The following is a 22,308-nucleotide window of genomic DNA, read 5'->3' as shown; positions in this document are numbered from 1 at the left end:
CGTAAAACTAGGCTTTGGGCAGAGTGACCCCGCGCTGCCCCTGGTACTTGCCGCCCCGATCCTTGTAGGACACTTCGCAGATCTCGTCCGACTCCAGAAACAGCATCTGGGCCACCCCTTCATTGGCATAGATCTTGGCCGGCAGGGGCGTGGTGTTGGAAAACTCCAGGGTCACATGGCCTTCCCATTCCGGCTCCAGCGGGGTCACGTTGACGATGATGCCGCAGCGGGCATAGGTGGACTTGCCCAGGCAGATGGTCAGCACACTGCGGGGAATGCGGAAGTATTCCACCGTGCTGGCCAAGGCAAAGGAGTTGGGTGGGATAATACAGACATCCGATTCCACATCCACGAAGCTCTTGTCGTCAAAACCCTTGGGATCGACGATGGCCGAATTAATGTTCGTGAATATCTTGAAGTGTCGCGAGCAGCGAACATCATAGCCATAGCTGGATGTCCCATAGGAAATCAGCCGCTCCCCGTCGCGGGTCTTGACCTGTCCCGCTTCAAAAGGCTCGATCATCCCTTCCTGCTCGGCCATGCGCCGAATCCAGCGATCGGACTTGATGCTCACGTTGGTCTCCCTCTGCTTTATCGGTTTCAACACACAGGGGTGTTGGCCTTGCGTCTGTGTTGGTCTTTCGGGTTTGAAGCTTGTAGCTGCATCTCAATCATCCACGACTGAGATGTTCGGAAACGCCGCCTCGGCTTCGCCACCCTGGATGGCCAGCTCCCGGGCCATGCGGCGGGCCATGTCCCGATAGCGGTGGGCGATGGCCCCATCGGGATCACTGATCACTGAAGGTCGGCCGCCGTCCACCTCTTCGCGGATCTTGGGGTCCAGAGGCAGGCTGGCCAGTAGCGGGGTGTCGAACTGTTGAGCCAATCGCTGGCCCCCGCCTTCACCGAAAATGTGATCTTCATGTCCGCATTGGCTGCAGACATGGGTCCCCATGTTTTCCACGATACCCAATACCCGCACATCCACCTTCTGGAACATCTTCAGGCCCTTGCGGGCGTCCAGCAAGGAAATTTCCTGGGGCGTGGTGACAATGACCGCGCCACTCACCGGCACCCGCTGGGCCAGGGTCAGCTGAATATCCCCGGTACCAGGCGGCATGTCCACGATCAGATAATCCAGATCCCCCCAGTCGGTATCGGAAATCAACTGGTTCAGAGCCTGGGTCACCATGGGGCCCCGCCAGACCATGGGCTGTTCCGGATCCATCAGGAAGCCCACCGACATTACCCCGATGCCATGGGCCTGAAGGGGCTGCATGGTCTTGCCGTCCCGGGTGGTGGGGCGGCCTTCGGCCCCCAGCATGCGGGGCTGGCTGGGGCCGTAGATATCGGCATCCAGGACGGCCGCCGAGGCCCCCTCGGCGGCCAGGGCCAGGGCCAGATTGGCAGCCGTTGTGGACTTGCCCACGCCACCCTTGCCGGAGGCCACGGCGATAATATTCTTCACCCCCGCCATGGGCTTGAGCGAACCCTGCACGGCATGGCTGGCGATCTCCCAATCGATGGAGACCGCAGGCGTCTCATCCAAACGCGCAGCCAACCACTCGGCCACCGACTCGGCTAACGATTCACGGATGCCAGCCGCCGGCCAACCCAGGGTGAGCCGCAAAGACAGCGGCGACTCCGTATCCACGGTGACACGGGCCCCCTGCAGGACCCGACCCAGCACGGGATCGTCAAAATCCCCAATCAGGGTTTCGATGCGCTCAAGAATCTCGTTGCTCATGGGGCTCCGAGCTTGTCCATAAAATGAGGCCGCATTCTAGCAAATGCCGGCCCGGATAATGACCATGGCAGCGGATTCATCCGCGATTCCGCCAGTCGCTTATCCACCCTTCGTATCCTTCTGCCTTTCTTCGCGTTCTTCGTGATTGATTTTAAAGAGAAAAACGAACACGAAGGGCACGAAGAAAGGCAGGAGGACACGAAGGGGGATTATTGTTGGGAGGTAGCATTCCCTTATGGGAGCGGCGTCCGCCGCGATCAATAGCGAGCTGTCTGGAAATCGCGGCGGACGCCGCTCCCACAGCTGCCACCCCCATTGCATTCCTCTGTGTTCTCCGTGATCTCCGCGTGAAATAGTCTCAACCCAACTCCACCCTTCGTGTCCTTCGTGTCTAATTTTAGAGTGAAAAGACGGGCACAGGAGGCGATCTTCTTGGCTTGAAGGCGCTGGCGATAGATTTGGGGCGCCCAAGCGCCTTCGTCTGCTAGAGACAGGGTGCTTGTGGCATAATAAGGGGCTTGTTTTTCCGACCTTTTCCCATTTTCACCGGAGCCCGATACGCTCATGAGCGAGAAGCGACGCCGGATCCTCGTTACCAGCGCCCTGCCCTACGCCAATGGTCATCTGCACCTGGGTCACATGCTGGAATACATCCAGACCGATATCTGGGTGCGCTTCCAGAAAATGCGCGGCCATGAATGCCATTACGTCTGCGCCGAGGATGCCCATGGCACCCCCATCATGCTCAAGGCCCGCCAGGAAGGCATTTCCCCTGAGGAACTGATCCGGAAACTGGCGGACAGCCACAAGCGGGATTTCGACGAGTTTCGCATCGGCTTCGATAATTATCACAGCACCCATTCCGAAGAGAACCGGGTGCTGGCCGAGACCATCTATGTACGGCTGCGTGAGGCCGGTCATATTGATTCCCGGACCATTCGACAGGCTTACGATGAACAGGAAGGCATGTTCCTGCCCGACCGCTTCATCCGCGGGGAATGCCCCAAGTGTGGCGCCGAGGACCAGTACGGCGACTCCTGCGAGGTCTGTGGTGCCACCTATTCCCCGGCCGAGCTGAAAAACCCGGTCTCGGTGGTCTCCGGCAGCACGCCGGTGGAACGGGAATCGGAGCATTACTTCTTCCGCCTGGCCGACTTCGAAGCCATGCTGCGGGAATGGACCGGGGCCGACGGCAAGGCGCAAAACAACCTCCAGGAAGCGGTTTCGGCCAAGCTCCAGGAATGGTTCGACGCCGGCCTGCAGGACTGGGATATCTCCCGGGATGCGCCCTACTTCGGCTTCGAGATCCCCGATGCCCCGGGCAAGTTCTTCTATGTCTGGCTGGATGCCCCCATGGGCTATATGGCCAGCTTCCGCCAACTTTGCGAGCGCAGCGGCCTGAATTTCGATGATTTCTGGGCCGCCGGACAGGAAGATCAGACCGAGGTCTATCACTTCATCGGCAAGGACATCATCTACTTCCATGCCCTGTTCTGGCCGGCCATTCTGCACGGGGCCGGTTTCCGCCGCCCCACCGCGGTCTGGGCCCACGGCTTTCTCACCGTGGACGGGCAGAAGATGTCCAAATCCCGGGGCACCTTCATCCAGGCCCGGACCTGGCTGGATCACCTGGACGGGGAATACCTGCGCTATTACTTCGCCGCCAAGCTCTCCGACCGGGTCGAAGACATCGATCTGAGCCTGTCCGATTTCACCAACCGGGTGAACTCGGACTTGGTAGGCAAGCTGGTGAATATCGCCAGTCGCACCGCCGGCTTTGTGCGCAAGAAATTCGATAACCGCCTGGGTAGCGAGATGGAGCCGGAAGGTGAGGCGCTTTACCAGGACATCGTGGCCGCCTCCGATGAGATCGCCGCCGACTTCGAGCGACGGGCCTTTTCCCAGGCCATGCGCAAGATCATGGCCCTGGCCGACCGGGTCAACCAGTACGTCAGCGAGAAGGCGCCCTGGACCCTGGCCAAGGAAGAAGCCCGGCTGGCCGAAGTTCAGGCCATCTGCACCGCGGCCCTGAACAGTTTCCGGGTATTGGTGGGCTATCTGCGCCCGGTAGTCCCGGCCCTGGCCGAACGGGCCGAACACTTCCTCAACATCGACGCCCCCCAATGGGATCAGCTGGCCGAACCCCTGGTGAATCACCGGATTCGCAAGTTCAAGCCCCTGCTCACCCGGGTGGAGCCCGAGCAGATCGACAAGCTGCTGGAGGCCTCCAAGGAAAACCTGGAAGCGCAGACCGCCGCCGATGCCGGCAAAAAGAACAGTCAACAGGAGAAGACCGCCGTGGATGAGCTGGCCCCGGAATGCACCATTGATGACTTCATGAAAGTCGATCTTCGCGTGGCGAAGATCGCACAGGCCGAACACGTGGAAGGTGCGGACAAGCTGCTGCGCCTGCAACTGGACATCGGCGGAGAGACCCGCCAGGTCTTTGCCGGCATCAAGTCCGCCTATGCCCCGGAACAGCTGGAAGGCAAGCTCACCGTCATGGTGGCCAATCTCAAGCCCCGCAAGATGCGATTCGGGGTCTCCGAAGGCATGGTGCTGGCCGCCGGCGACGGAGAAAGCCTGCACATTCTGGAACCGGATTCCGGTGCAACACCCGGGATGCGGGTGAAATAAATCAACGCCCCCGTAGGAGCGAATTTATTCGCGATTCAACCGGCGGCAAGCGCAGATCGCGAATAAATTCGCTCCTACGGCGAGGTCATATAGAGGTGAGGCCATGACCGAGCTTGCGCTCATCCTCCTGGCAACGGTACTGGTCAACAACTTCGTGCTGGTGCAGTTTCTGGGGCTGTGCCCCTTCATGGGGGTCTCGCGCAAGCTGGAAACGGCGGCCGGCATGGCCCTGGCCACGGCCTTCGTACTGACCATTGCCTCCATGGCCGGGTATTTGATCAATGCCTATCTGCTGGCGCCCCTGGGGCTGGAATACCTGCGCACCATTGCCTTTATTCTGGCCATCGCCGGGGTGGTCCAGTTCACGGAACTGGTGGTGAAGAAAACCAGTCCATTGCTGTACCAGGTATTGGGCATCTTCCTGCCCCTGATCACCTCGAACTGTGCCGTACTGGGGGTCGCCCTGCTCAATGTGCAGGAGGCCCACGGCTTTTTCGAGTCCCTGGTGTTCGGCTTTGGCGCCGCCGTGGGCTTTTGTCTGGTGCTGATCCTCTTCGCTGGCCTGCGTGAACGGATGGCCGGGGCCGACATCCCCACCCCCTTCCGGGGGGCCGCCATCGGCCTGATCACCGCCGGCATGATGTCTTTGGCCTTCATGGGCTTCTCCGGTCTGGTGACGGGGTAAGGAAATCGATCTGTGGGAGCGGCATTCCTGCCGCGACAGGGCATCTTGAGGCCTTAATCGCGGCAAGAATGCCGCTCCCACAACAAAGGCCACCTTTTTTAGTGTCATTCCGTCGTACGGAGATAGAACAGAAAAACCATGATTGAAGCGGTTCTCACATTATCGGGATTGGCGGGCGCCTTTGGCCTGGTGCTGGGCTTTGCGGCCGTGCGCTTCAAGGTGGCGGGGGACCCGGTGGCGGACCAGGTGGATGCTCTGCTGCCCCAGACCCAGTGTGGCCAATGCGGCTTTCCGGGCTGCCGCCCCTATGCCGAGGCCATTGCCAAGGGGGAAGCCGATATCAATCAATGTCCGCCCGGCGGGGAATCCACCATTGTGGCCCTGGCGGATTTGTTGGACCGGGACCCCAAGCCTCTGAACCCGGAAAACGGGGAAGAGGATGTCCCCAAGGTGGCGGTGATTGACGAAGACGTCTGCATAGGCTGCACCAAGTGCATTCAGGCCTGTCCGGTGGATGCCATCCTGGGCGCGGCCAAGCAGATGCACACGGTGATCGAAGACGAGTGCACCGGCTGCGACCTTTGCATCGAGCCCTGCCCGGTGGATTGCATCGACATGGTGCCGCGGCGCCACGCTATCAGTGACTGGCGGCCGCCCTTCCCGGACAAGCTACAATAGCCCTTAGTCACAGCAACCTCTGTGCCTTCCCGAGGCTTTCAGGGATTCTCCAGGACCGGCAAGCATGCAGACATTACACGGATTTCCCGGCGGTCTGGCGCTGGAGGCGCGCAAGGACCAGTCCACGGCCAAGCCCCTGGCGCGTGTGCCCCTGGGCTTTGAATATGTGCTGCCCCTGTTGCAGCACGAGGGGGATCCAGCCCAGGCCCGAGTCAGCGTGGGTGATCGGGTGCTTCGCGGGCAGGTCATCGCCCGGGCGGAAGGCTATCTCAGCCTGCCCATCCATGCCCCCACTTCGGGAACGGTCACCGGCATTCTTCCCCGACCCATCCCCCACCCCTCGGGGCTTTTGGCCGAATGCATCGTCATTGAAGCCGATGGTCTGGATGAGGCGGCCGAAACCAAGGCGCCTATTGAAGACCCTGCCGCCGTGCACCCCTCGCGCCTGCGCAATCGCCTGCGAGAGTGCGGGGTGGCGGGCCTGGGCGGGGCGGCCTTCCCCACCCATGTGAAACTCAATCCCACCGCCGAGCGCCCCATTGAGACCTTGATCATCAATGGCGCCCAGTGCGAACCCTATATCAGCTGTGATGATCGTTTGCTGCGGGAAAAGGCGGATGAAGTGGTGGCGGGTACGGCGGTCATGCTTACCGCCCTGCATGCCTCCCAGGCCCTGATCGCCATCGAAAACGACACCCCCCAGGCCATGGCCGCGGTGGACGAGGCCCTGGCCCGCTACAGTGATGATCGCATTCGCCGGGTGGCGGTCCCTACCATCTATCCCGAAGGGGGGGAACGCCAGCTGATCCAGACCCTCACCGGGCGGGAAGTTCCCAGCCGGGGCCTGCCGGCCGATATTGGCGTCATCTGCCACAACGTGGGTACGGCGCGCGCCGCTTGGCGGGCCATCCACCACGGGGAGGCCCTGACTGAACGGGTGGTGACGGTGACTGGCAATGGGGTCACTGCCCCTCGCAATGTGATTGCCCGCCTAGGCACCCCCGTGGCGGATCTGGTGGCCTTCTGCGGTGGCTATACCGATTCGGTGGCGCGTCTGATCATGGGTGGGCCCATGATGGGCTTTGCCCTGGGCTCGGATGAGGTTTCGGTGGTCAAGGGGACCACCTGTATCCTGGCCGCCGACAACAGTGAAATCCTGTTGGAGAAGCAGTCGATGCCCTGCATCCGCTGTGGTGAATGTGCCGAGACCTGTCCCGCGGGGCTGCTGCCCCAACAGCTCTACTGGCATGCCCATGAGCGAGACTGGGAAGGCGTGGAGAATTTCCACCTCTTCGATTGCATTGAATGTGGCTGCTGCGACGTGGTCTGCCCCAGCCATATCCCCCTGGTTCAGTATTTTCGGGCGGCCAAGACCGAAATCTGGGCCCGGCAACGGGATCGGGAGAAATCGGACATTGCCCGAGCCCGATATGAACAACGTCAGGCCCGACTGGCGCGGGAAGCCGAGGAAAAGAAACGTCGGCATGAAGAAAAGAAAAAGGCCCTGGCTGGTCGAAAGAAGGGGGATGATAAGGTGAAGTCCGAGCTCGACGCCATCATGTCCCGGGTCAAGCAGCGCAAAAAGGGCGACAATTAAATGCGATTCCCCACCGGGCCGGCGCCCCACCTGGCGCCGCAGAACTCCATCACCACCATGATGCTGCGGGTGCTGCTGGCCCTGGTACCGGCACTGCTGGTCTGGGTTTGGTTCTTCGGCTGGGGGATCGTCTTCAATATTGTCATTGCCTCGGCCACCGCCCTGTTGGCCGAAGTGATGATGCTCTATCTTCGGGGTAAGGCCATCCGGGCCCATCTGCTGGACCTGAGCGCGATTGTCACCGCCGTCCTGCTGGCCTTCTGTCTGCCCCCCACCACGCCCTGGTGGATCACGGTCACCGGCGTGGCCTTTGCCATCATCTTCGCCAAACACCTTTACGGGGGCTTGGGGCACAATCCCTTCAATCCGGCCATGGCCGGTTATGTGGTTTTGCTGATCTCCTTCCCCGTGGAGATGACCCAGTGGCTGCCGCCCCGCCAACTGATGGAAGACGGCCAGTTCCCCACCGCCTGGGCCCAGCTGGTGGCCATCCTCACCGGCGAGCTGCCCGGAGCCAGCCTGGATGCCATCAGTCGGGCCACACCACTGGATGTGATGCGCACGGAGCTGGGCCAGGCCCGTACCATCGCCGAAATCACCGCCGATCCCCGCTTCGGAGACCTGGGCGGCTATGGCTGGGAATGGATCGGCAATGGCGTGCTGCTGGGCGGCATCTGGCTGATCTACAAAAAGGTCATTCGCTGGCAGATTCCAGTGGCCGTGCTTGCAGGCGTATTGATTCCGGCCACCTTCTTCTATCTGCTGGACCCGGGCAGCCATGCCTCGCCGGCCTTTCATCTGTTCAGCGGCGCCACCCTACTGTGTGCTTTCTTCATTGCCACCGATCCGGTTTCCGCCAGTACCACCCGCACCGGGCGGCTGATTTATGGCGCCGGTATCGGTTTTCTGATCTATGCCATTCGCAGCTGGGGGGGCTATCCGGATGCGGTGGCCTTCGCGGTACTGCTGATGAACATGGCGGTCCCGCTGATTGACCGCTACACCAAGCCGAGAGCCTATGGCCATCAAAAGTAAGCCATCATGAAAGTAACTCGAAGCCAAGTAATTCGCTCCATGGTGATCAGCGCTGGCCTGTTGGCCATTTTTGCAGTGGTGGGTGGCGGCCTGGTGGCCCTGACCGAACAACTGACCCGGGACCGCATTGCGGAGAATGAGCGCCGCGCCCGGCTGGCCAGCCTTCAGGAAATACTGCCCGCCGATGCCTATGACAACGACCTGGTGGAAGACACCATTGAGCTTCAGGATGTGACCGGACTCAACCTGGAACCTTCGGTGGTAATCCACCGGGCCTTCAAGGAGGGCGAGCCGGTTGCAGCCATCTTCCCGCTGGTGGCCCCAGACGGTTATGGCGGCCCCATCCATCTACTGATGGGAGTGCACATGGACGGACGAATCGCCGGCGTTCGAGTGACAAGACACTCCGAGACCCCCGGCCTGGGGGACCCCATCGAGGCCCGACGCTCCGACTGGATTCACGATTTCCAGGGCAGACAACTGGGCGATGCGGCTGATGAGAAGTGGCAGGTCCAGGCCGATGGTGGCGAATTTGATCAATTCACCGGGGCCACCATTACCCCTCGGGCAGTGGTCCGGGCGGTGCGGCGAGGTTTGGTATACTTCGAGACCAACAAGCCACTGATATTTCCCGAAGAAACGTTCCCGCAAGACCCTGAGCAGTGAATGGGAGCGGCCGTGCCAGATATCCGGCTCACGGGCCACATCACCGACTTGCTGTTTGCTGAGAATGGGGAACTGTTCACTTGTCTATGACGAACTACCGCAACATCGCCCGAGAGGGCCTTTGGACCAATAACCCGGGCCTGGTCCAGCTCCTGGGTTTATGTCCCTTGCTAGCGGTTACTGGGACCGCCATCAATGGCCTTGGCCTGGGCCTCGCGACCCTGTTCGTTCTCCTGGGCTCCAACCTGGCCGTCTCCGCCATTCGCCATGCGGTGCATCCGGAGATACGGATTCCGGTCTTCGTCATGATTATCGCCGCCCTGGTCACGGCGGTGGAGTTGGCAATGAACGCCTTCTTCCACGACCTCTACCAAGTACTCGGCATTTTCATCCCCCTGATTGTGACCAACTGCACCATCATTGGACGCGCCGAAGCCTTCGCCTCACGCAACCCCGTACCCCGGGCCGCCGCCGATGGCCTTGCCATGGGGCTGGGTTTCGCGGCCGTGTTGATTGTCCTGGGTGGCTTCCGGGAACTGCTGGGACAGGGCACGCTGTTCTCAGGTGCCGAGATGATGTTCGGTAGCGCCATGGACATCACCCTCCGCCCCATTCCTGCCTATGACGGATTCCTGTTGGCGGTTCTGCCGCCGGGGGCCTTCATCGGCCTGGGCCTGCTGGTGGCACTGAAGAACTGGCTGGATGCCCGGGCTAGCGCCGCCACCGTGAAAGCGGGGGCAATCAGGAGGGTTTCAACATGAACGCCGAAAAGCGCCGCGAAATCTTTCAGCGCCTGCGGACAGCGAACCCGGCCCCCACCACGGAGCTAAACTACCGTACACCCTTCGAGTTGTTGGTGGCCGTGGCCTTGTCTGCCCAGGCCACGGATGTGGGCGTGAATAAGGCCACCAAGCGCTTGTTCCCCGTGGCCAACACGCCGGAGGCCATTCTGGCGCTGGGCGAAGAAGGCTTGAAGGACTACATAAAGACCATTGGTCTGTATAACAGCAAAGCCGCCAATATCATCAAGACCTGCCGAAAATTGCTGGAAGAACACGACGGTGAAGTACCCCGGGACCGCCAATCCCTTGAAGCCTTGCCGGGGGTGGGCCGAAAAACCGCCAATGTCATCCTTAACACCGCCTTCGGTGAACCCACCATTGCCGTGGATACCCATATTTTCCGCGTCTCCAATCGGACAGGCCTGGCACCGGGTAAAACCGTACGCACCGTGGAAGACAAGCTGATGAAGGTCACGCCCCCTGAATTCAAGCGGGATGCCCATCACTGGCTGATCCTGCACGGCCGCTATGTTTGCAAAGCGAGAAAACCCGACTGTTTCAACTGCCCCATCGCGGATCTTTGCGAATGGCCGGAGAAGCCCCTGTGAATATTCTGCACGCCGCCATGGTGAGATACGCCCATGTTTGATGCCGATCGCGACCAGGTTCGGCAAATGTTCATCCGGACCTGGGACAAGGCCCGGGCCGGTGAACCGCTGCAGGACCTGGAGAAAATCATTGCCGGGGTCATTGAGGAACACCCGGAGTACCAGGGGCTGCTGGAATCCGGAGACCGTGGCATTGGGCAAGAATGGACGCCTGAACACGGCCAGGAGAATCCTTTCCTGCATATGGGGATGCACATCACCATCCGGGAGCAGATTGCCGTGGACAGGCCCCCCGGGATCCGGGAAGCCCACGCCGAGCTGTGCCGGACGCTAGGCAACCCCATGCGGGCTGAGCATGAAATCATGGAGATCCTGGGCGAAATCCTCTGGAATGCCCAAAGGCAGGGCCTGCCACCGGATGAAACGGCCTATCTGAGTCGGGTTCGGCGGCTGGCGGGATTGACACCCTAAGCTGCTGCGCAAAAGGAAATCGGACTGATATGATGCATGGTGAGCTGGCAGTTGAGCCATTGGCCGACGCTTCTATACGCATATAGTAGGCAGCCAAGCCGCCCGAGGGCGTGAAGGTTGTGGGAGAGACAGATGAGATTCAAGACCCTGGTTTATTACCTCATGCTGGCTGTTGGCATAATGGGCAGTGCACCCCTGGCTGCGGAACAGGACCACAAGGACATCATCCTGAAGAATCTGGAACAACACCTGCCCAATCTCAGCATTTCCCGGGAGCAATTGCGCCCCAGCCCCATCGACGGCTTGTGGATACTCACCATTGGACCGGAAGTGGTCTATGTGGATGAGGAAGGGGAGCACCTTTTCCAGGGTGACATGATCCACCTTCCCAGCCGGGAAAATCTCAGTGAGGCCGATCGTGCCGAGGCCCGCCGCGAGACATTGTCGGGAGTGGACCCGGAAACACGGCTCAGCTATATAGCCGAGGAGGAAGCCTTCAACATCACGGTTTTCACCGATATTGATTGCGGATATTGCCGACAGCTGCATCGGGACATGGATGAGCTCAACAAGGCGGGTATCTCCGTCCACTATCTGTTCTATCCACGAGGCGGGGAAGGTACGGCAGCCTGGGAGAAATCCGATCAAGTCTGGTGCGCAGACGACAAGCATGAAGCCATGGATGAAGCAAAGAGCGGCGCCAACCTGCAGGGTGATACCTGCGAAGAAACGCCCACCGAGGCCCACTTCCAACTGGGCCGCCAGATGCAGGTCAGCGGTACACCAACCATCATCACCGAATCAGGCCATATCATCCGGGGTTATGTGCCGGCCGATAATCTAATCAGCCGTATTCGCGACCTGGAAAATGGAGACTGAAGCCCGATCTTGCCCTAGGCCCCGTCAGCCACGGGGGTGGTGCTCTTCATGCAGGCTCTTGAGCCGCTCCCGAGCCACATGTGTATAAATCTGCGTGGTGGAGACATCACTGTGCCCCAACAACATCTGCACCACCCGCAGATCCGCGCCATTGTTCAGCAGATGGGTGGCAAAGGCATGGCGAAGCGTATGGGGAGAAAGCCCCCGGGATATGCCAGCCCGCTGGGCGTAGCGCTTGATAATGTGCCAGAAGGCCTGGCGGGTCATATGCTCACTGCGACGAGTGGGAAACAGGAAGGGACTCTGCCGCCCCCCCAGAATACCTGACCGGCCTTCCTCAACATATCGCTGCAGCCAGGCCTGAGACTCCTCACCCAAGGGCACCAGTCGCTCTCGTTCACCCTTTCCGTTAATACGAATCACGCCCTGGCGCAGATTGACCTGGTCCAGTCGCAAAGACACCAACTCCGACACCCTCAGCCCGGTGGCATAGAGTAACTCCAGCATGGCACGATCACGCAGCCCCAGGGGCTTCTCAACCTCCGGCGCTGCCAGAAGGGCCTCCACTTCACTCTCGCCCAGGGATTTCGGCAGTGGCCGTCCCAGGCGTGGCATCTCAATATCCGACGATGGATCATCCGAACGTCGCCCCTCCCGGACCAAATAACGAAAATATCGTCGAATACTGGATAACTGACGTGCCGTGGAACGGGGACGAGCCCCCTGCTGGACTCTCCAAGCCAAAAACTCCAGAATATCGTCTCGAGCCAGGGTTTCCACTTCACGCTCCACCCCTTGCGCCCATTTGGCTAAATTCTGAAGGTCAGCCCGATAGGCCGCCAGGGTATTTTCGGATAACCCGCGTTCCATCCACATGGCATCCAGAAATCGCTCGATGGAATCCATGCTCCCGTTAATTTCCTGACTCCGTTTCTGACTCATTATGCTTCTCATCCGACATGGTTAATAAGCTCTCACAAATTATTATGTCAAACTTTGGCCCTCATGGGGAAATCGAGCCCAGAAAGCCCTTGGAAAACTGGCTCAGCCGCCTTGGGAGCGTAGTGTCCCTGCCCTTGGCGAGCCTCTGGACCCTGGGGAATGCTTCTATCATCTGCCTGATCCCAGGACAACTGCGTCGACGCAGAATGGCGCGAGCATCGGCCAGGGGCCTATTGAGGCTCCTGGGATTGCGTATACAAGCCCATGGCCTGCCATCGCTTCCTCCGGGACGCTGCATCGTGGTCGCCAACCATGCCTCCTATCTGGATGGCATTCTGCTAACCGCCATTCTTCCACCACGATTCACCTTCGTGATTAAACGTGAAATGGCGGACTTCCCTTTGGTCGGACTGCTGCTACGGCGCCTGGGTTCTCTTTTCGTGGATCGAGGGGGCAATAGCGCAAGAGCATCTGCCGACAGTCATGCCATCCTTCAAGGCGCCGCCCAGGGCAAGGCCATCGGGATCTTTCCAGAAGGCACATTCAAACGACAGTCTGGACTGCTGCCCTTTCGCTCCGGCGCATTTGTGACCGCAGTAAAGCACGGTATCCCGATCTGCCCCATCACTATCAATGGGACTCGCCGCGCATTGCCAGCACAGTCCTACTGCATACTAGCAGGTACTCGCATCGTAATAACAATGCATCAGCCATTGATTCCCGAGCTGCGCAGCCGACAGGAACGCTTACGGCTACAAACTCAAGCCAGAGAAGCAATACTATCAGCACTAAACGAGCCGGATCGTGAATAGCATGAGAATTGCATGGTTCAGGACCAGACTTACCCGCAATACAGAAAAAAAAAGCCCCGGGGAAACCCCGGGGCCATTGAACATCAACAAAGCTGCATCACTCGAGCAACGTCTTGCCGGTGCACTTAGTTCTGTTCTCTGAGCGCTTGTTCTTCTTGCACAAACTCGACCCAGCTACTTGCCTGATTTTGAACCCTTTCGTATTCCATGGCCCGTTGGAAAGTCGCCATTGCCGCGTCATAATCCTTGGATTCCGCAGCACCCCGGCCGGCCATCAACAAGGCATTTCCAGGCTCATCCAATTCACCACGATCATAAGCTTCCAGTGCCGCCGAACGCATGGCTTCCCAGTTACCTCTTTCTTGCTCAATCTGAGCAATTAGATAGTAAGATTCCCCCGTACCCTGAAGTTCGGCCAGCTCTTCCAAGACCGCAATCGCTCGATCACGCTCCTGGGCTTGGATCCAGGCACGACTCAACATCTCCATTCGACGTTGGTCCCTAGGAACCTCACCTGCATCCATGCCCTCTTCCATCACGACGCCAGCATCGTAGGGCGCCCCTTCCATCATATACATACGGAAGAGATTGACGTAGTGATCCTCACTATCGAACAGCCCTTTACGGTAAGCCAGCTTAAGAACACTCAGTGCGGTATCTTCCCGGTCAAGCTGCCAATTGATTTGGAACAGCTGGAACCAATAGTCCATCGTGTCTGGCCAATAGGACACCATGTCTTCCAGATGCTCGGCGGCATCTCTAAAATCTTCCAGCTCGAACAGTATACCCAGCTTAACCCGGTAATACTGCTCATTAGGCTCATCTTCCAGCTCAATAGCCTTGGAAATAAATGGCAACGCTTCACGGAATTCTTCCAGCTGCATATGCGACTGAGCCGCCATCACGTGAACCTGAGAGGGAGCTTCTTCCTTATCCTCAGAGGCTTCAACTACCGCCAAATAGCGATCAACCCACTCCAATGCATCCCTATATTGCTCAAACTGAAGGTGAAGCTGGATGACATTCTGCATCACCCCTAAACGACGATCCTCTGGCAAACCGTTATCTTCGATTTCGGCTGCCGTTTTGAACTCGTCCAGAGCATCTTCATATCGCTCAAGGTTAATATAGACAAAGCCGAAAAGTTGCGCGATGACCGCTTCTTCGTGGGTATTCTGCGCCCCGTCTCTGGCCCTTCTCAACCGGTCGAGTGCCTCTTCATACTCTTCCTCTTCCATGAAGTCGTGCACTTGCTCAAGCCGATTATAAGTCTGGCTGGTCATCAAACCCTGGGCCAATACCGGACCAGCGAACATCACTGACACCAGCATTGCCAAGGCCAGAATCCTGAGCCTAGCGGTCATACCCTTGAATGTATTTCTGGAATGGATCATTGCGCGTCCTCCAGATTGAATTCAATGGTCTGGGTAGCCTGCCGTTCCACTGGACGCCCATCCACGATTCGGGGACGGAAGCGCCAGCGCTGGATAGCTCGAAGCGCCGCTCGGTCAAACACACGACGAGGTTCCGAATCGACGACTCGTGGGTTGGAGACAGAACCATCCTCGCGAATGGTGAACTCCACCTGAACCCAACCTTCGATGCCCTGGACCAGGGCCTCGCGGGGCCATTGTGGCTCCACCCGGACAATGGGGACAACATCCCCATCACCGGAACCTTCAGCACCACCACCGCTACCAATAAATGCACCGCCTTCCATGCCGGTGGGGACATCCAATTGCGGCATATCAAAATCCATTTGCTGCTGGGGCGGTTGATCCTGCTGAATCTCCATCTCCGGCGGGGGTGGCGGTTCCTCCGGTTCCTCCGGTTCTTCGGGAGGCTGGCGATCACGCTCACGGACCTGCTCGTCCCGCTCCACGCGGATAAAGTCGATCCGTTCGCCATCGTCCAGTGAGGGCGCTCCATCCTCATCGGTCATGATCATGCGCTGCATGAGCACAAAAAGCAGTACAGCCACCACTGCACCGCCAACCAGGGCCATCAGAAAACGCGTCATAATTGACCTCCCCCACCTTCAGTGGCGATGGCAATATCCTGCACACCCGCCCGACGGACCTCATCCATGACCTCAATCACCGTCCCGGTTCTGGCAGTCTCATCAGATACGACAACAACAGTGCTCTCAGGGTTCTGCGAAAGCATGTCTTCGACCATGGGCCGTACCTGGCCGAGCTCGATATTTTCCTGATTCATCCAGATTTCTCCGGCCGGAGAAACGCCGATGAGGATATTGCCCCGGGCCTGCTCCACGGCGGTTTCCGCCTCGGGACGCAAGGGGTCAATACCGGTTTCTCGGATGAAGGAACTGGTCACGATGAAGAAGATCAACATGATGAACACGATGTCCAGCATCGGTGTCATGTTGATTTCGTCTTCCGTGTCTTCCTGCGATTGTGCTTGTCTTCTCGCCATTCTCTTATCCGTTCGTCATGCACCAACTGATGGGCAAATGCCCATCAGTTGGTGGCAATGGACACGTTATCCGCACCCGCCCGGCGAGCCTGATCGATAACTCGAACCAGCAGGCCAGACTCTGCATCTTCATGGGCGGACACCACGACCGGCGCATCCGGGTTGGCAGAAAGCATATTCTGAACGTTGGCCTGGACAGCGCGGATATCCACATTTCGGCTATCGATCTGTATCTGTCCGGACTGGTCGATCTCGATAAAGACAACGTCCACTTCCTGCTCGACTTCGGACGGCTCGTCAGACGGTCGGTCAACGTCAATGCCGTGCTCCCGCGCAAACGATGCTGTCACAATGAAGAAGATCAGCATGATGAATACGATATCCAGGAGCGGTGTGACATTGACGTCTCCACCCTCGTCTTGGCTTCGTCGATGTTTGCGACGCATTTATCTAGTCACCCTTAGTGGTAGCGAAGCAAGTCGGCAGCGCGCTCCACTTCCACCTTGGCCCGCTTGTCCAGGCTGGCTGCGAAGTAGAGACCGGAGAGCGCAGCCACCATGCCCGACATGGTCGGAATAGTTGCTGCGGACACCCCGCCCGCCATGGCGCGTGGATTACCCGTACCCAGTACCGTCATCACATCAAAGACCTGAATCATACCGGTCACGGTCCCGAGCAGCCCCAGAAGGGGCAGCACGGCAACGATGGTCTTGATGTAAATTATGAACTGAGATGCATCCACCCGGATCTCCGACAGCAAGCGTTCACGGTATTCCCGCGCATACCAGCTATCGTGATCCGACATGGCGTTCCATTTCTCCAAGGCCTCGCGGGTCTTGCGCGGCTGGATCAACCGGAAGTACCAATACCGCTCCAGAATGAACGTCCAGAGTAGAATGGTCACCACCAGGATGGCCCAGAGCACATCCCCGCCGGCCTCGAAGAAATCGCGCAGAGCCGCGTATGACTCAGCAATCCAAATCATTTCAGCTTATCCGCGTGAGTAGCGATAATCCCGGTGCTTTGCTCTTCCAGAATCTGCACAAGGCGCTTGCTTTGGGCAGCAACCACGGCATGGAGGAGCACCAGCGGAATGGCAACGGACAGGCCCATGGCAGTCGTCATGAGTGCCTGGGAAATGCCATCGGCCATCAGCTGCGGATCACCGGCACCGAACAGGGTAATCATCTGGAAGGTCCGGATCATACCGATCACAGTACCCAACAGACCCAACAGTGGTGCCACGGCAGCGATAATCTTGATCGCCCCGAGTCGGGCTTCCAGCGCCGGCGTTTCCTTGAGGATCGCTTCATCGATCTTCAGCTCAAGGGTTTCCACGTCGTCGTCCTTGTTCTCGGCGTAGGCGCCCATGACACGGCCCAAGGCATTATTCGGATTGGGCTTTCCAGCACCAATCTGAGCCTTGATCCGCTGACCGGCCAGGGTCAGGAAGATCAACCGCTCGATTACCAGCAAGACACCGATGAGACCCAATGCGAGGATGATGTAGCCCGGCACGCCACCATCCTGGATCCGCTCACCCAGAGAGGGCGTTTGAATCAGGAGCGCCAGCAAGCTGCCCCGGGAGGGGTCAACAGCCATGCTGTTGATGGTGCCTTCCTCGGCATTGTAAAGGCCGGATGCCATATTCCGGTACCGACCGGCCGGCTGACGGCCAAGCTCCACCAGCTGTCCGGTTTCGGGCAGATAGCGAAGGAAGAGATCATCGTAAATGGTGTTGAAGACACCAACACGGACCACATCCACATCTTCGCGAGTACCATCAGCACGGACGATGCTGGTGGGGTAACGCACCACCTTGCCAGACTCGGTCATCTCTTCCTGAAAGAGGAACCAAAGCTGCTCCAACTGATCGATGGAGGGCAAGGCCCGAGCCTCGGACAGGCGCGCAACGGTATCACCGCGATCCGGGAATTGAGCGGATACAATGGAGTTCCGGACGATGCCCTGGGCATCACCGGATACCTGTCGAACCACACCGAACAGTTCACCGAGGTTGCCCATGCGTACCTGCAGGCGGTCGTTCAGCTCGGACAGCTCCTGCTCGTTGTCCTCAAAGGCCTCGGAAAGGCGTTCCTGCCGTTCCTCTTCCTCGGCATGGCGATCACGTGCTTCCTGCAGGCGGTCCTCCTGCTGATCACGCTGCTCGATAAACCGCTGTTCCCGCTCTCGATAGCGACGATCCGCTTCGGTACGGGCTTCCCGCACCTGCTGGAGCAGCTCATCAAGAGTGGAAGCTTCATCTTGGGCCATCACGGGTGCAGTGAAGGCCATCATGCCCAGGGACAAGCCCAGGACGATCAGACTATTACTCATCAATTTCATTGCACACGCTCCGGAGCCGGGACGGGAAGTTGAAGGATGTCACTGGCCGCTTGCTGACGCGCGATACGGATACCCTCATTGATGGAGCTCCGATAGCGGTCCGGAAGCTGCTCCCAATCGCGGGTAACCGGATTCCAGAAACCGGTTTCCTGACGATCAAGGGTCTGATAGGCCAGCAAAAGACGTCCAACCCGCAGGAAGTCCACGGTGCGTTCCTCGCCGTTCACCTCCAGGGTGCCCCGATAATCTTCCATGTTGCGGGCATACTCGGCCTCGATCTGATAGGCCTCCATGACATTCCGGTATTTCTCGGAAACGGATACATCGGAACGATCCATGGTGTCCCAAAGACGCTGGATCCGTTCTTCACGCTCATCCGGAAGGAAGGGCATATCCAGCTCGACGAAACGCTCAAGGCTTTCGATCATGCGGATCATGAGCGGGATGATCTCCTGCTCCACCACTTCCACTTCCTCAAGCTGCTCTTCAAGGGAGCGCTTCTCTTCCTCCTGTGAGCGAATCAGACGCTCGACCTGGTCGTTATAGACCTCCAGGCGATCCGTCTGCTGCGTCACCTGCATGTAGTCAGCCAGCATATCGCGGGCTTCATCCGCGAGGTCATCCACCCTTTGCTGGGACGCAATGGCGGATTGGCTGATTTGACGCTCGACATCAATGGATGTCTTCAATACTTCGGGAGTGTCCGCCATGGTCGGCCCAGACAAGGCCAAACCCAGTGCGGCAATCCCTGCAATCTTTAAACGGGTGCGATTGAGCATGCCAATACCTTCTTTACCTATCGTATGGAAGGTGGATATGAACAGACAGACACGACTTCGACGTATCCATCCCAGAACAAGTTGACTCTAGCAAATGGGCTCAAAAAAGGAAACCCATCCCTGCCAGACGTATCCCCTTGAAAATCAAATACTTGTGAAAAAGCGCCCAGATTCGGGCCGTCAAGAGGCCAAGGGATACCCCTCTGGCTGCACCTTGTGCAGATAAATTCCCCGCACAAAACAAAAGGGCCGTACCCAGCGGGTACGGCCCCTCAAGTCACGTTCATTGCGATTAAGCGTAAACGCGCTTTCTCAGCTTAGAAGTTCTGGGTATAACCCAGGACATACTGACGGCCCACGAAGGGATACAGGTCGTTGCTGAATTCCTTGTTGCGATTCAGCGCCGGATCCTTGTCCGTCAGGTTGTTGACACCCACGGTCACTCGACCGTCCCACGGGGTGTGCCAGTCGTAGGTCAGGTTATGGTGCACCCATCCACCGAGTTCACGGTCTTCGCCCGTTTCACCATCAGTGGCACAAGTAGCGAAGAACTCCTCGGTCTCGATAGTGCTCTCATCCAGCACGGAACTCACGCAACGGCCAGGGATGTACATGGTGGACAAGGTCACGCCATGATCCCCATAACGCCAGTTGAGCTGGGAATCCGCACGCCACTCGGGCTGAGTCACGTCCGTGAAATCCTGCTTCTCGGACTGAATCAGATAACGAGAGTTGTACTCCAACACATAGTTCAAGTTCACATTGGCCGTCAGACGACCAAAGTTCCCAAGTTCCGTGCCGTAACGAACGTTGAAGTCGAGCCCAGAGGTATCAAAGTCCTCGTAGTTAATCGGACCCACTTCGGCTCGGGTCGGCGTGTTTCCAGGGCCACCACCGCCAGCACGTTCAATGCTCACACCGTCAATGGTGTCCATTTGACCCAGGTACTCGAGCCAGAATGCATCCTGCGTACTGACACTGGTGATCTGGTTGTCGATTTCAATGTTGTAGTAATCAATCGACAGGGACAGATCACCTTCCATGAAGTCGCTGAAGTCGAAGACCGTACCAATCATGAACTGGGTGGACTCTTCAGCCTCCAGGTCTTCGTTGGAAGCCGTGAAGGTCTCGGTCTGCGTTGTCGGTGCTTCGGCACAGGTGGCGATATCATTCCCATCGGCGATACACCGCGGAATATCCTGGGCAAAGGCGAACCCTTGTGATGGTGCCTGGAAGAGGTTATCCAGACTCGGGGCCCGGAAGCCCTGACTCGCGGAACCACGCAGGATGAAATTGCGGTTCGGCTGCCAGCGTGCCCCGATCTTGCCGGAGACATTGTCACCGAAATCGCTGTAATCATCGTAACGCAGGGCGAAATCCAGCTCGACGGTATCGGTCAACGGCAGTACCGTTTCACCATAAACCGCACTCACATCACGAGAGCCACCGGAAGAGCCGCCAGCGGTACCGAGGATATTGTCGGCCTCAGCCTGGGCTGCAGTCACATCGGTGTAGTCCTGCTCGAAGTACTCACCACCCACGAAGAAGGCCATGGGGCCACCGGTCAGATCCGGCCCATCAAACTGCAGACCGAAGTCCACACGTTGGAAGGTGGCCTGGCTACGGCGGTTGGCGTTGTCCGTCATGTCGTCAACCAGTTCCGAGAACTGCTCCTGGTCAGGTTGACGGGGATCCCAGCCCGCATCGCCCGCTGCATCGAGGCCCAGGGTATTCACATAGCCGGTACCCCACTCATGCATGTCGTACATGTTGTACTGGTAACCCACTTCCCAGTCGAGGGCGCCAGCGCGACCTTCGAAACCGAACTGCAGATCGGTCTGGTAATCGTTCTGGTAACTGTCACGGGAGGGCCCGGTGTTATCAAAACGGTACCAGACCTGGTCACCCGGGTTCAGCTCGGTCAAGGTCTGACCGTCTTCCAGCTGCTCTTCCGCCAACGCGGGGCCATTCCAGGCAAATGCACCGGCAGCAGCCGCGTAACGACCGAAGCTTTCCACCCGCATATGATTTGCCCGGGCGTAGAAATCGATGTCCGGGTTGATTTCATAATTGGCGTCCAGGAACACGCTGGTCCGGTCCAGAGCAGCGGAACCGGCGGACGAGGCCGTGTGATTGTAGCCGCAAGCGGTGTCACCACCACCCAGGTCCCAGATGGTGTCGGGATAGTTGTCACCGTACACGGAGCAATCCCCATCCACCATCGGGCGCATCACACCATCGGCACCCAGAATGTTCCGAGCCGCCTCACTCAAGCCGGTCACTTCGGCCCAATCGTTCCCCCCCGGCTCATTGAAGTCTTCAGCCGCGAAGAAATGGCGATCCCGGGAGAAGATGATGTCAGTCTCGTCCCACTCAAGACCAAAGGTGATGTTGCCGCGAGGACCGGAAGCACCACCAATCACGCTCATGGAGTTCTCTTCACCACCGTCACGCTCATTGAAGGTAGTACGGGCACTGATCTCCACGCCTTCATAGTCAGAACGCAGAATCACGTTGACCACACCGCCAATGGCATCGGAACCATAGATGGCGGAAGCACCGTCGGAGAGCACCTCGATGCGCTCAACCGCCGCAAAGGGGATGGCGTTCAGGTTCTGGGTCTGACCATCCATCACCGGGGAGCCCGGCATACGACGACCGTTCAGCAGAACCAGCGTCCGGTTGGAACCAATACCACGCAGGTTCAGCGTTGCCTGACCCTGCCAAGTGGTACCGGAATCCTCACGGAAGGAGCCCGCCGTATTGAAAGATGTGTTACGGAGCACATCCGCCACATTCTGATAACCGCGACCATCCAGGTCTTCACGGTCAATCGTGACAACAGGGGTCGCGCCTTCCAGCTGGGTACGGGAAATACGAGAGCCCGTCACCTGAACTCGATCAAGCTCACGAGCACCTTCTTCTTCCTGGGCAACTGCGGCGGGTGCAGTCATGGCAGCCGCCATACCTGCGCCCAGCGCGAAGCGAACTGCATTCCTAACGTTAAATGAGGCCATTTACTTTCCTCCTAAAAACAACCATGCGAACGAGGTTTACCCGGCACGAGTGTTGAGAAAACTCTCAACTGGCCGGCTGTATGTGTCGTTGACTGCCACTACCCGCCCTTCCGTAGCAGAGTGTCGCGAGCAGACAACGCGCTCCATCGACGAAAAGGATATCAAAGAAGGCTCAAAAAAAAAGGTTTTTT

22 protein-coding genes are annotated in these 22,308 nt (G+C 58.6%); 11 read left to right on the top strand and 11 right to left on the bottom strand.

Features of this window, described 5'->3' with window-relative positions:
- Positions 1-7 precede the first annotated feature (7 nt).
- Both dcd and apbC read right to left on the bottom strand, forming a co-directional pair.
- Entirely contained in the window at positions 8-574 is a 567-nt protein-coding gene (dcd, locus tag J2T60_RS00635) for a dCTP deaminase (protein ID WP_253443965.1), read from the bottom strand.
- A gap of 93 nt (positions 575-667) precedes the next feature.
- A complete protein-coding gene (gene apbC, locus J2T60_RS00630) occupies positions 668-1,747 on the bottom strand; it encodes an iron-sulfur cluster carrier protein ApbC (RefSeq protein WP_253443963.1) in 1,080 nt (359 codons plus the stop codon).
- 564 nt (positions 1,748-2,311) lie between these two features.
- Between apbC and metG the strand changes: the two genes are divergently transcribed.
- From metG to J2T60_RS00580, 10 genes are all read left to right on the top strand, one after another.
- A complete protein-coding gene (gene metG, locus J2T60_RS00625; protein WP_253443960.1) occupies positions 2,312-4,384 on the top strand; it encodes a methionine--tRNA ligase in 2,073 nt (690 codons plus the stop codon).
- A gap of 103 nt (positions 4,385-4,487) precedes the next feature.
- Positions 4,488-5,069 (top strand): electron transport complex subunit RsxA, encoded by a 582-nt coding sequence (gene rsxA / locus J2T60_RS00620; protein ID WP_253443958.1) that lies wholly within the window; start codon positions 4,488-4,490, stop codon positions 5,067-5,069.
- Between the two features lie 138 nt (positions 5,070-5,207).
- The gene (rsxB, locus tag J2T60_RS00615; protein WP_253443955.1) at positions 5,208-5,747 is read left to right on the top strand and encodes an electron transport complex subunit RsxB; all 540 of its coding nucleotides are present in this window, start codon (positions 5,208-5,210) and stop codon (positions 5,745-5,747) included.
- A gap of 64 nt (positions 5,748-5,811) precedes the next feature.
- The gene (gene rsxC / locus J2T60_RS00610; protein WP_253443952.1) at positions 5,812-7,344 is read left to right on the top strand and encodes an electron transport complex subunit RsxC; all 1,533 of its coding nucleotides are present in this window, start codon (positions 5,812-5,814) and stop codon (positions 7,342-7,344) included.
- On the top strand, positions 7,345-8,379 hold the full coding sequence (rsxD, locus tag J2T60_RS00605; RefSeq protein WP_253443950.1) for an electron transport complex subunit RsxD: 1,035 nt from the start codon (positions 7,345-7,347) through the stop codon (positions 8,377-8,379). It begins immediately after the preceding gene.
- 6 nt (positions 8,380-8,385) lie between these two features.
- The gene (rsxG, locus tag J2T60_RS00600) at positions 8,386-9,045 is read left to right on the top strand and encodes an electron transport complex subunit RsxG (protein ID WP_253443947.1); all 660 of its coding nucleotides are present in this window, start codon (positions 8,386-8,388) and stop codon (positions 9,043-9,045) included.
- 86 nt (positions 9,046-9,131) lie between these two features.
- The gene (locus J2T60_RS00595; RefSeq protein WP_253447513.1) at positions 9,132-9,806 is read left to right on the top strand and encodes an electron transport complex subunit E; all 675 of its coding nucleotides are present in this window, start codon (positions 9,132-9,134) and stop codon (positions 9,804-9,806) included.
- Positions 9,803-10,435 (top strand): endonuclease III, encoded by a 633-nt coding sequence (gene nth, locus J2T60_RS00590; RefSeq protein WP_253443944.1) that lies wholly within the window; start codon positions 9,803-9,805, stop codon positions 10,433-10,435. Before J2T60_RS00595 ends, nth begins: the two co-directional genes overlap by 4 nt.
- 33 nt (positions 10,436-10,468) lie before the next feature.
- The gene (locus tag J2T60_RS00585; protein ID WP_253443941.1) at positions 10,469-10,906 is read left to right on the top strand and encodes a DUF1841 family protein; all 438 of its coding nucleotides are present in this window, start codon (positions 10,469-10,471) and stop codon (positions 10,904-10,906) included.
- Positions 10,907-11,038: 132 nt separating this feature from the next.
- A complete protein-coding gene (locus J2T60_RS00580) occupies positions 11,039-11,785 on the top strand; it encodes a DsbC family protein (protein WP_253443938.1) in 747 nt (248 codons plus the stop codon).
- 24 nt (positions 11,786-11,809) lie between these two features.
- Here J2T60_RS00580 and xerD read toward each other — a convergent pair whose 3' ends face one another.
- A complete protein-coding gene (gene xerD, locus J2T60_RS00575) occupies positions 11,810-12,691 on the bottom strand; it encodes a site-specific tyrosine recombinase XerD (RefSeq protein ID WP_374728475.1) in 882 nt (293 codons plus the stop codon).
- A gap of 53 nt (positions 12,692-12,744) precedes the next feature.
- Between xerD and J2T60_RS00570 the strand changes: the two genes are divergently transcribed.
- On the top strand, positions 12,745-13,539 hold the full coding sequence (locus tag J2T60_RS00570; protein WP_366518270.1) for a lysophospholipid acyltransferase family protein: 795 nt from the start codon (positions 12,745-12,747) through the stop codon (positions 13,537-13,539).
- A 125-nt stretch (positions 13,540-13,664) separates the two neighbouring features.
- Here J2T60_RS00570 and J2T60_RS00565 read toward each other — a convergent pair whose 3' ends face one another.
- The 8 genes from J2T60_RS00565 to J2T60_RS00530 form a co-directional block, all read right to left on the bottom strand.
- On the bottom strand, positions 13,665-14,933 hold the full coding sequence (locus tag J2T60_RS00565; RefSeq protein WP_253443928.1) for a tetratricopeptide repeat protein: 1,269 nt from the start codon (positions 14,931-14,933) through the stop codon (positions 13,665-13,667).
- Complete coding sequence (locus J2T60_RS00560; protein ID WP_253443925.1) at positions 14,930-15,559, bottom strand: energy transducer TonB; 630 nt, start codon at positions 15,557-15,559, stop codon at positions 14,930-14,932. The genes J2T60_RS00565 and J2T60_RS00560 overlap by 4 nt, the downstream gene beginning before the upstream one ends.
- Entirely contained in the window at positions 15,556-15,975 is a 420-nt protein-coding gene (locus J2T60_RS00555; protein WP_253443922.1) for an ExbD/TolR family protein, read from the bottom strand. Before J2T60_RS00555 ends, J2T60_RS00560 begins: the two co-directional genes overlap by 4 nt.
- Before the next feature lie 44 nt (positions 15,976-16,019).
- Positions 16,020-16,421, bottom strand: coding sequence for an ExbD/TolR family protein (locus J2T60_RS00550; RefSeq protein WP_253443919.1), 402 nt, complete (start codon positions 16,419-16,421; stop codon positions 16,020-16,022).
- 14 nt (positions 16,422-16,435) lie between these two features.
- The gene (locus J2T60_RS00545) at positions 16,436-16,960 is read right to left on the bottom strand and encodes a MotA/TolQ/ExbB proton channel family protein (protein WP_253443916.1); all 525 of its coding nucleotides are present in this window, start codon (positions 16,958-16,960) and stop codon (positions 16,436-16,438) included.
- On the bottom strand, positions 16,957-18,321 hold the full coding sequence (locus J2T60_RS00540; RefSeq protein ID WP_253443913.1) for a MotA/TolQ/ExbB proton channel family protein: 1,365 nt from the start codon (positions 18,319-18,321) through the stop codon (positions 16,957-16,959). The genes J2T60_RS00545 and J2T60_RS00540 overlap by 4 nt, the downstream gene beginning before the upstream one ends.
- A complete protein-coding gene (locus tag J2T60_RS00535) occupies positions 18,318-19,100 on the bottom strand; it encodes a DUF3450 domain-containing protein (RefSeq protein ID WP_253443911.1) in 783 nt (260 codons plus the stop codon). The genes J2T60_RS00540 and J2T60_RS00535 overlap by 4 nt, the downstream gene beginning before the upstream one ends.
- A 317-nt stretch (positions 19,101-19,417) precedes the next feature.
- A complete protein-coding gene (locus J2T60_RS00530) occupies positions 19,418-22,117 on the bottom strand; it encodes a TonB-dependent receptor plug domain-containing protein (protein WP_253443909.1) in 2,700 nt (899 codons plus the stop codon).
- Positions 22,118-22,308 lie beyond the last annotated feature (191 nt).

It is taken from the genome of Natronospira proteinivora (assembly GCF_024170465.1).
In the GTDB taxonomy this organism is placed as follows: Bacteria; Pseudomonadota; Gammaproteobacteria; order Natronospirales; family Natronospiraceae; genus Natronospira; species Natronospira proteinivora.
Note: the sequence above shows the minus strand (reverse complement) of the source record. Positions and strands in the feature narration are given on the sequence as shown.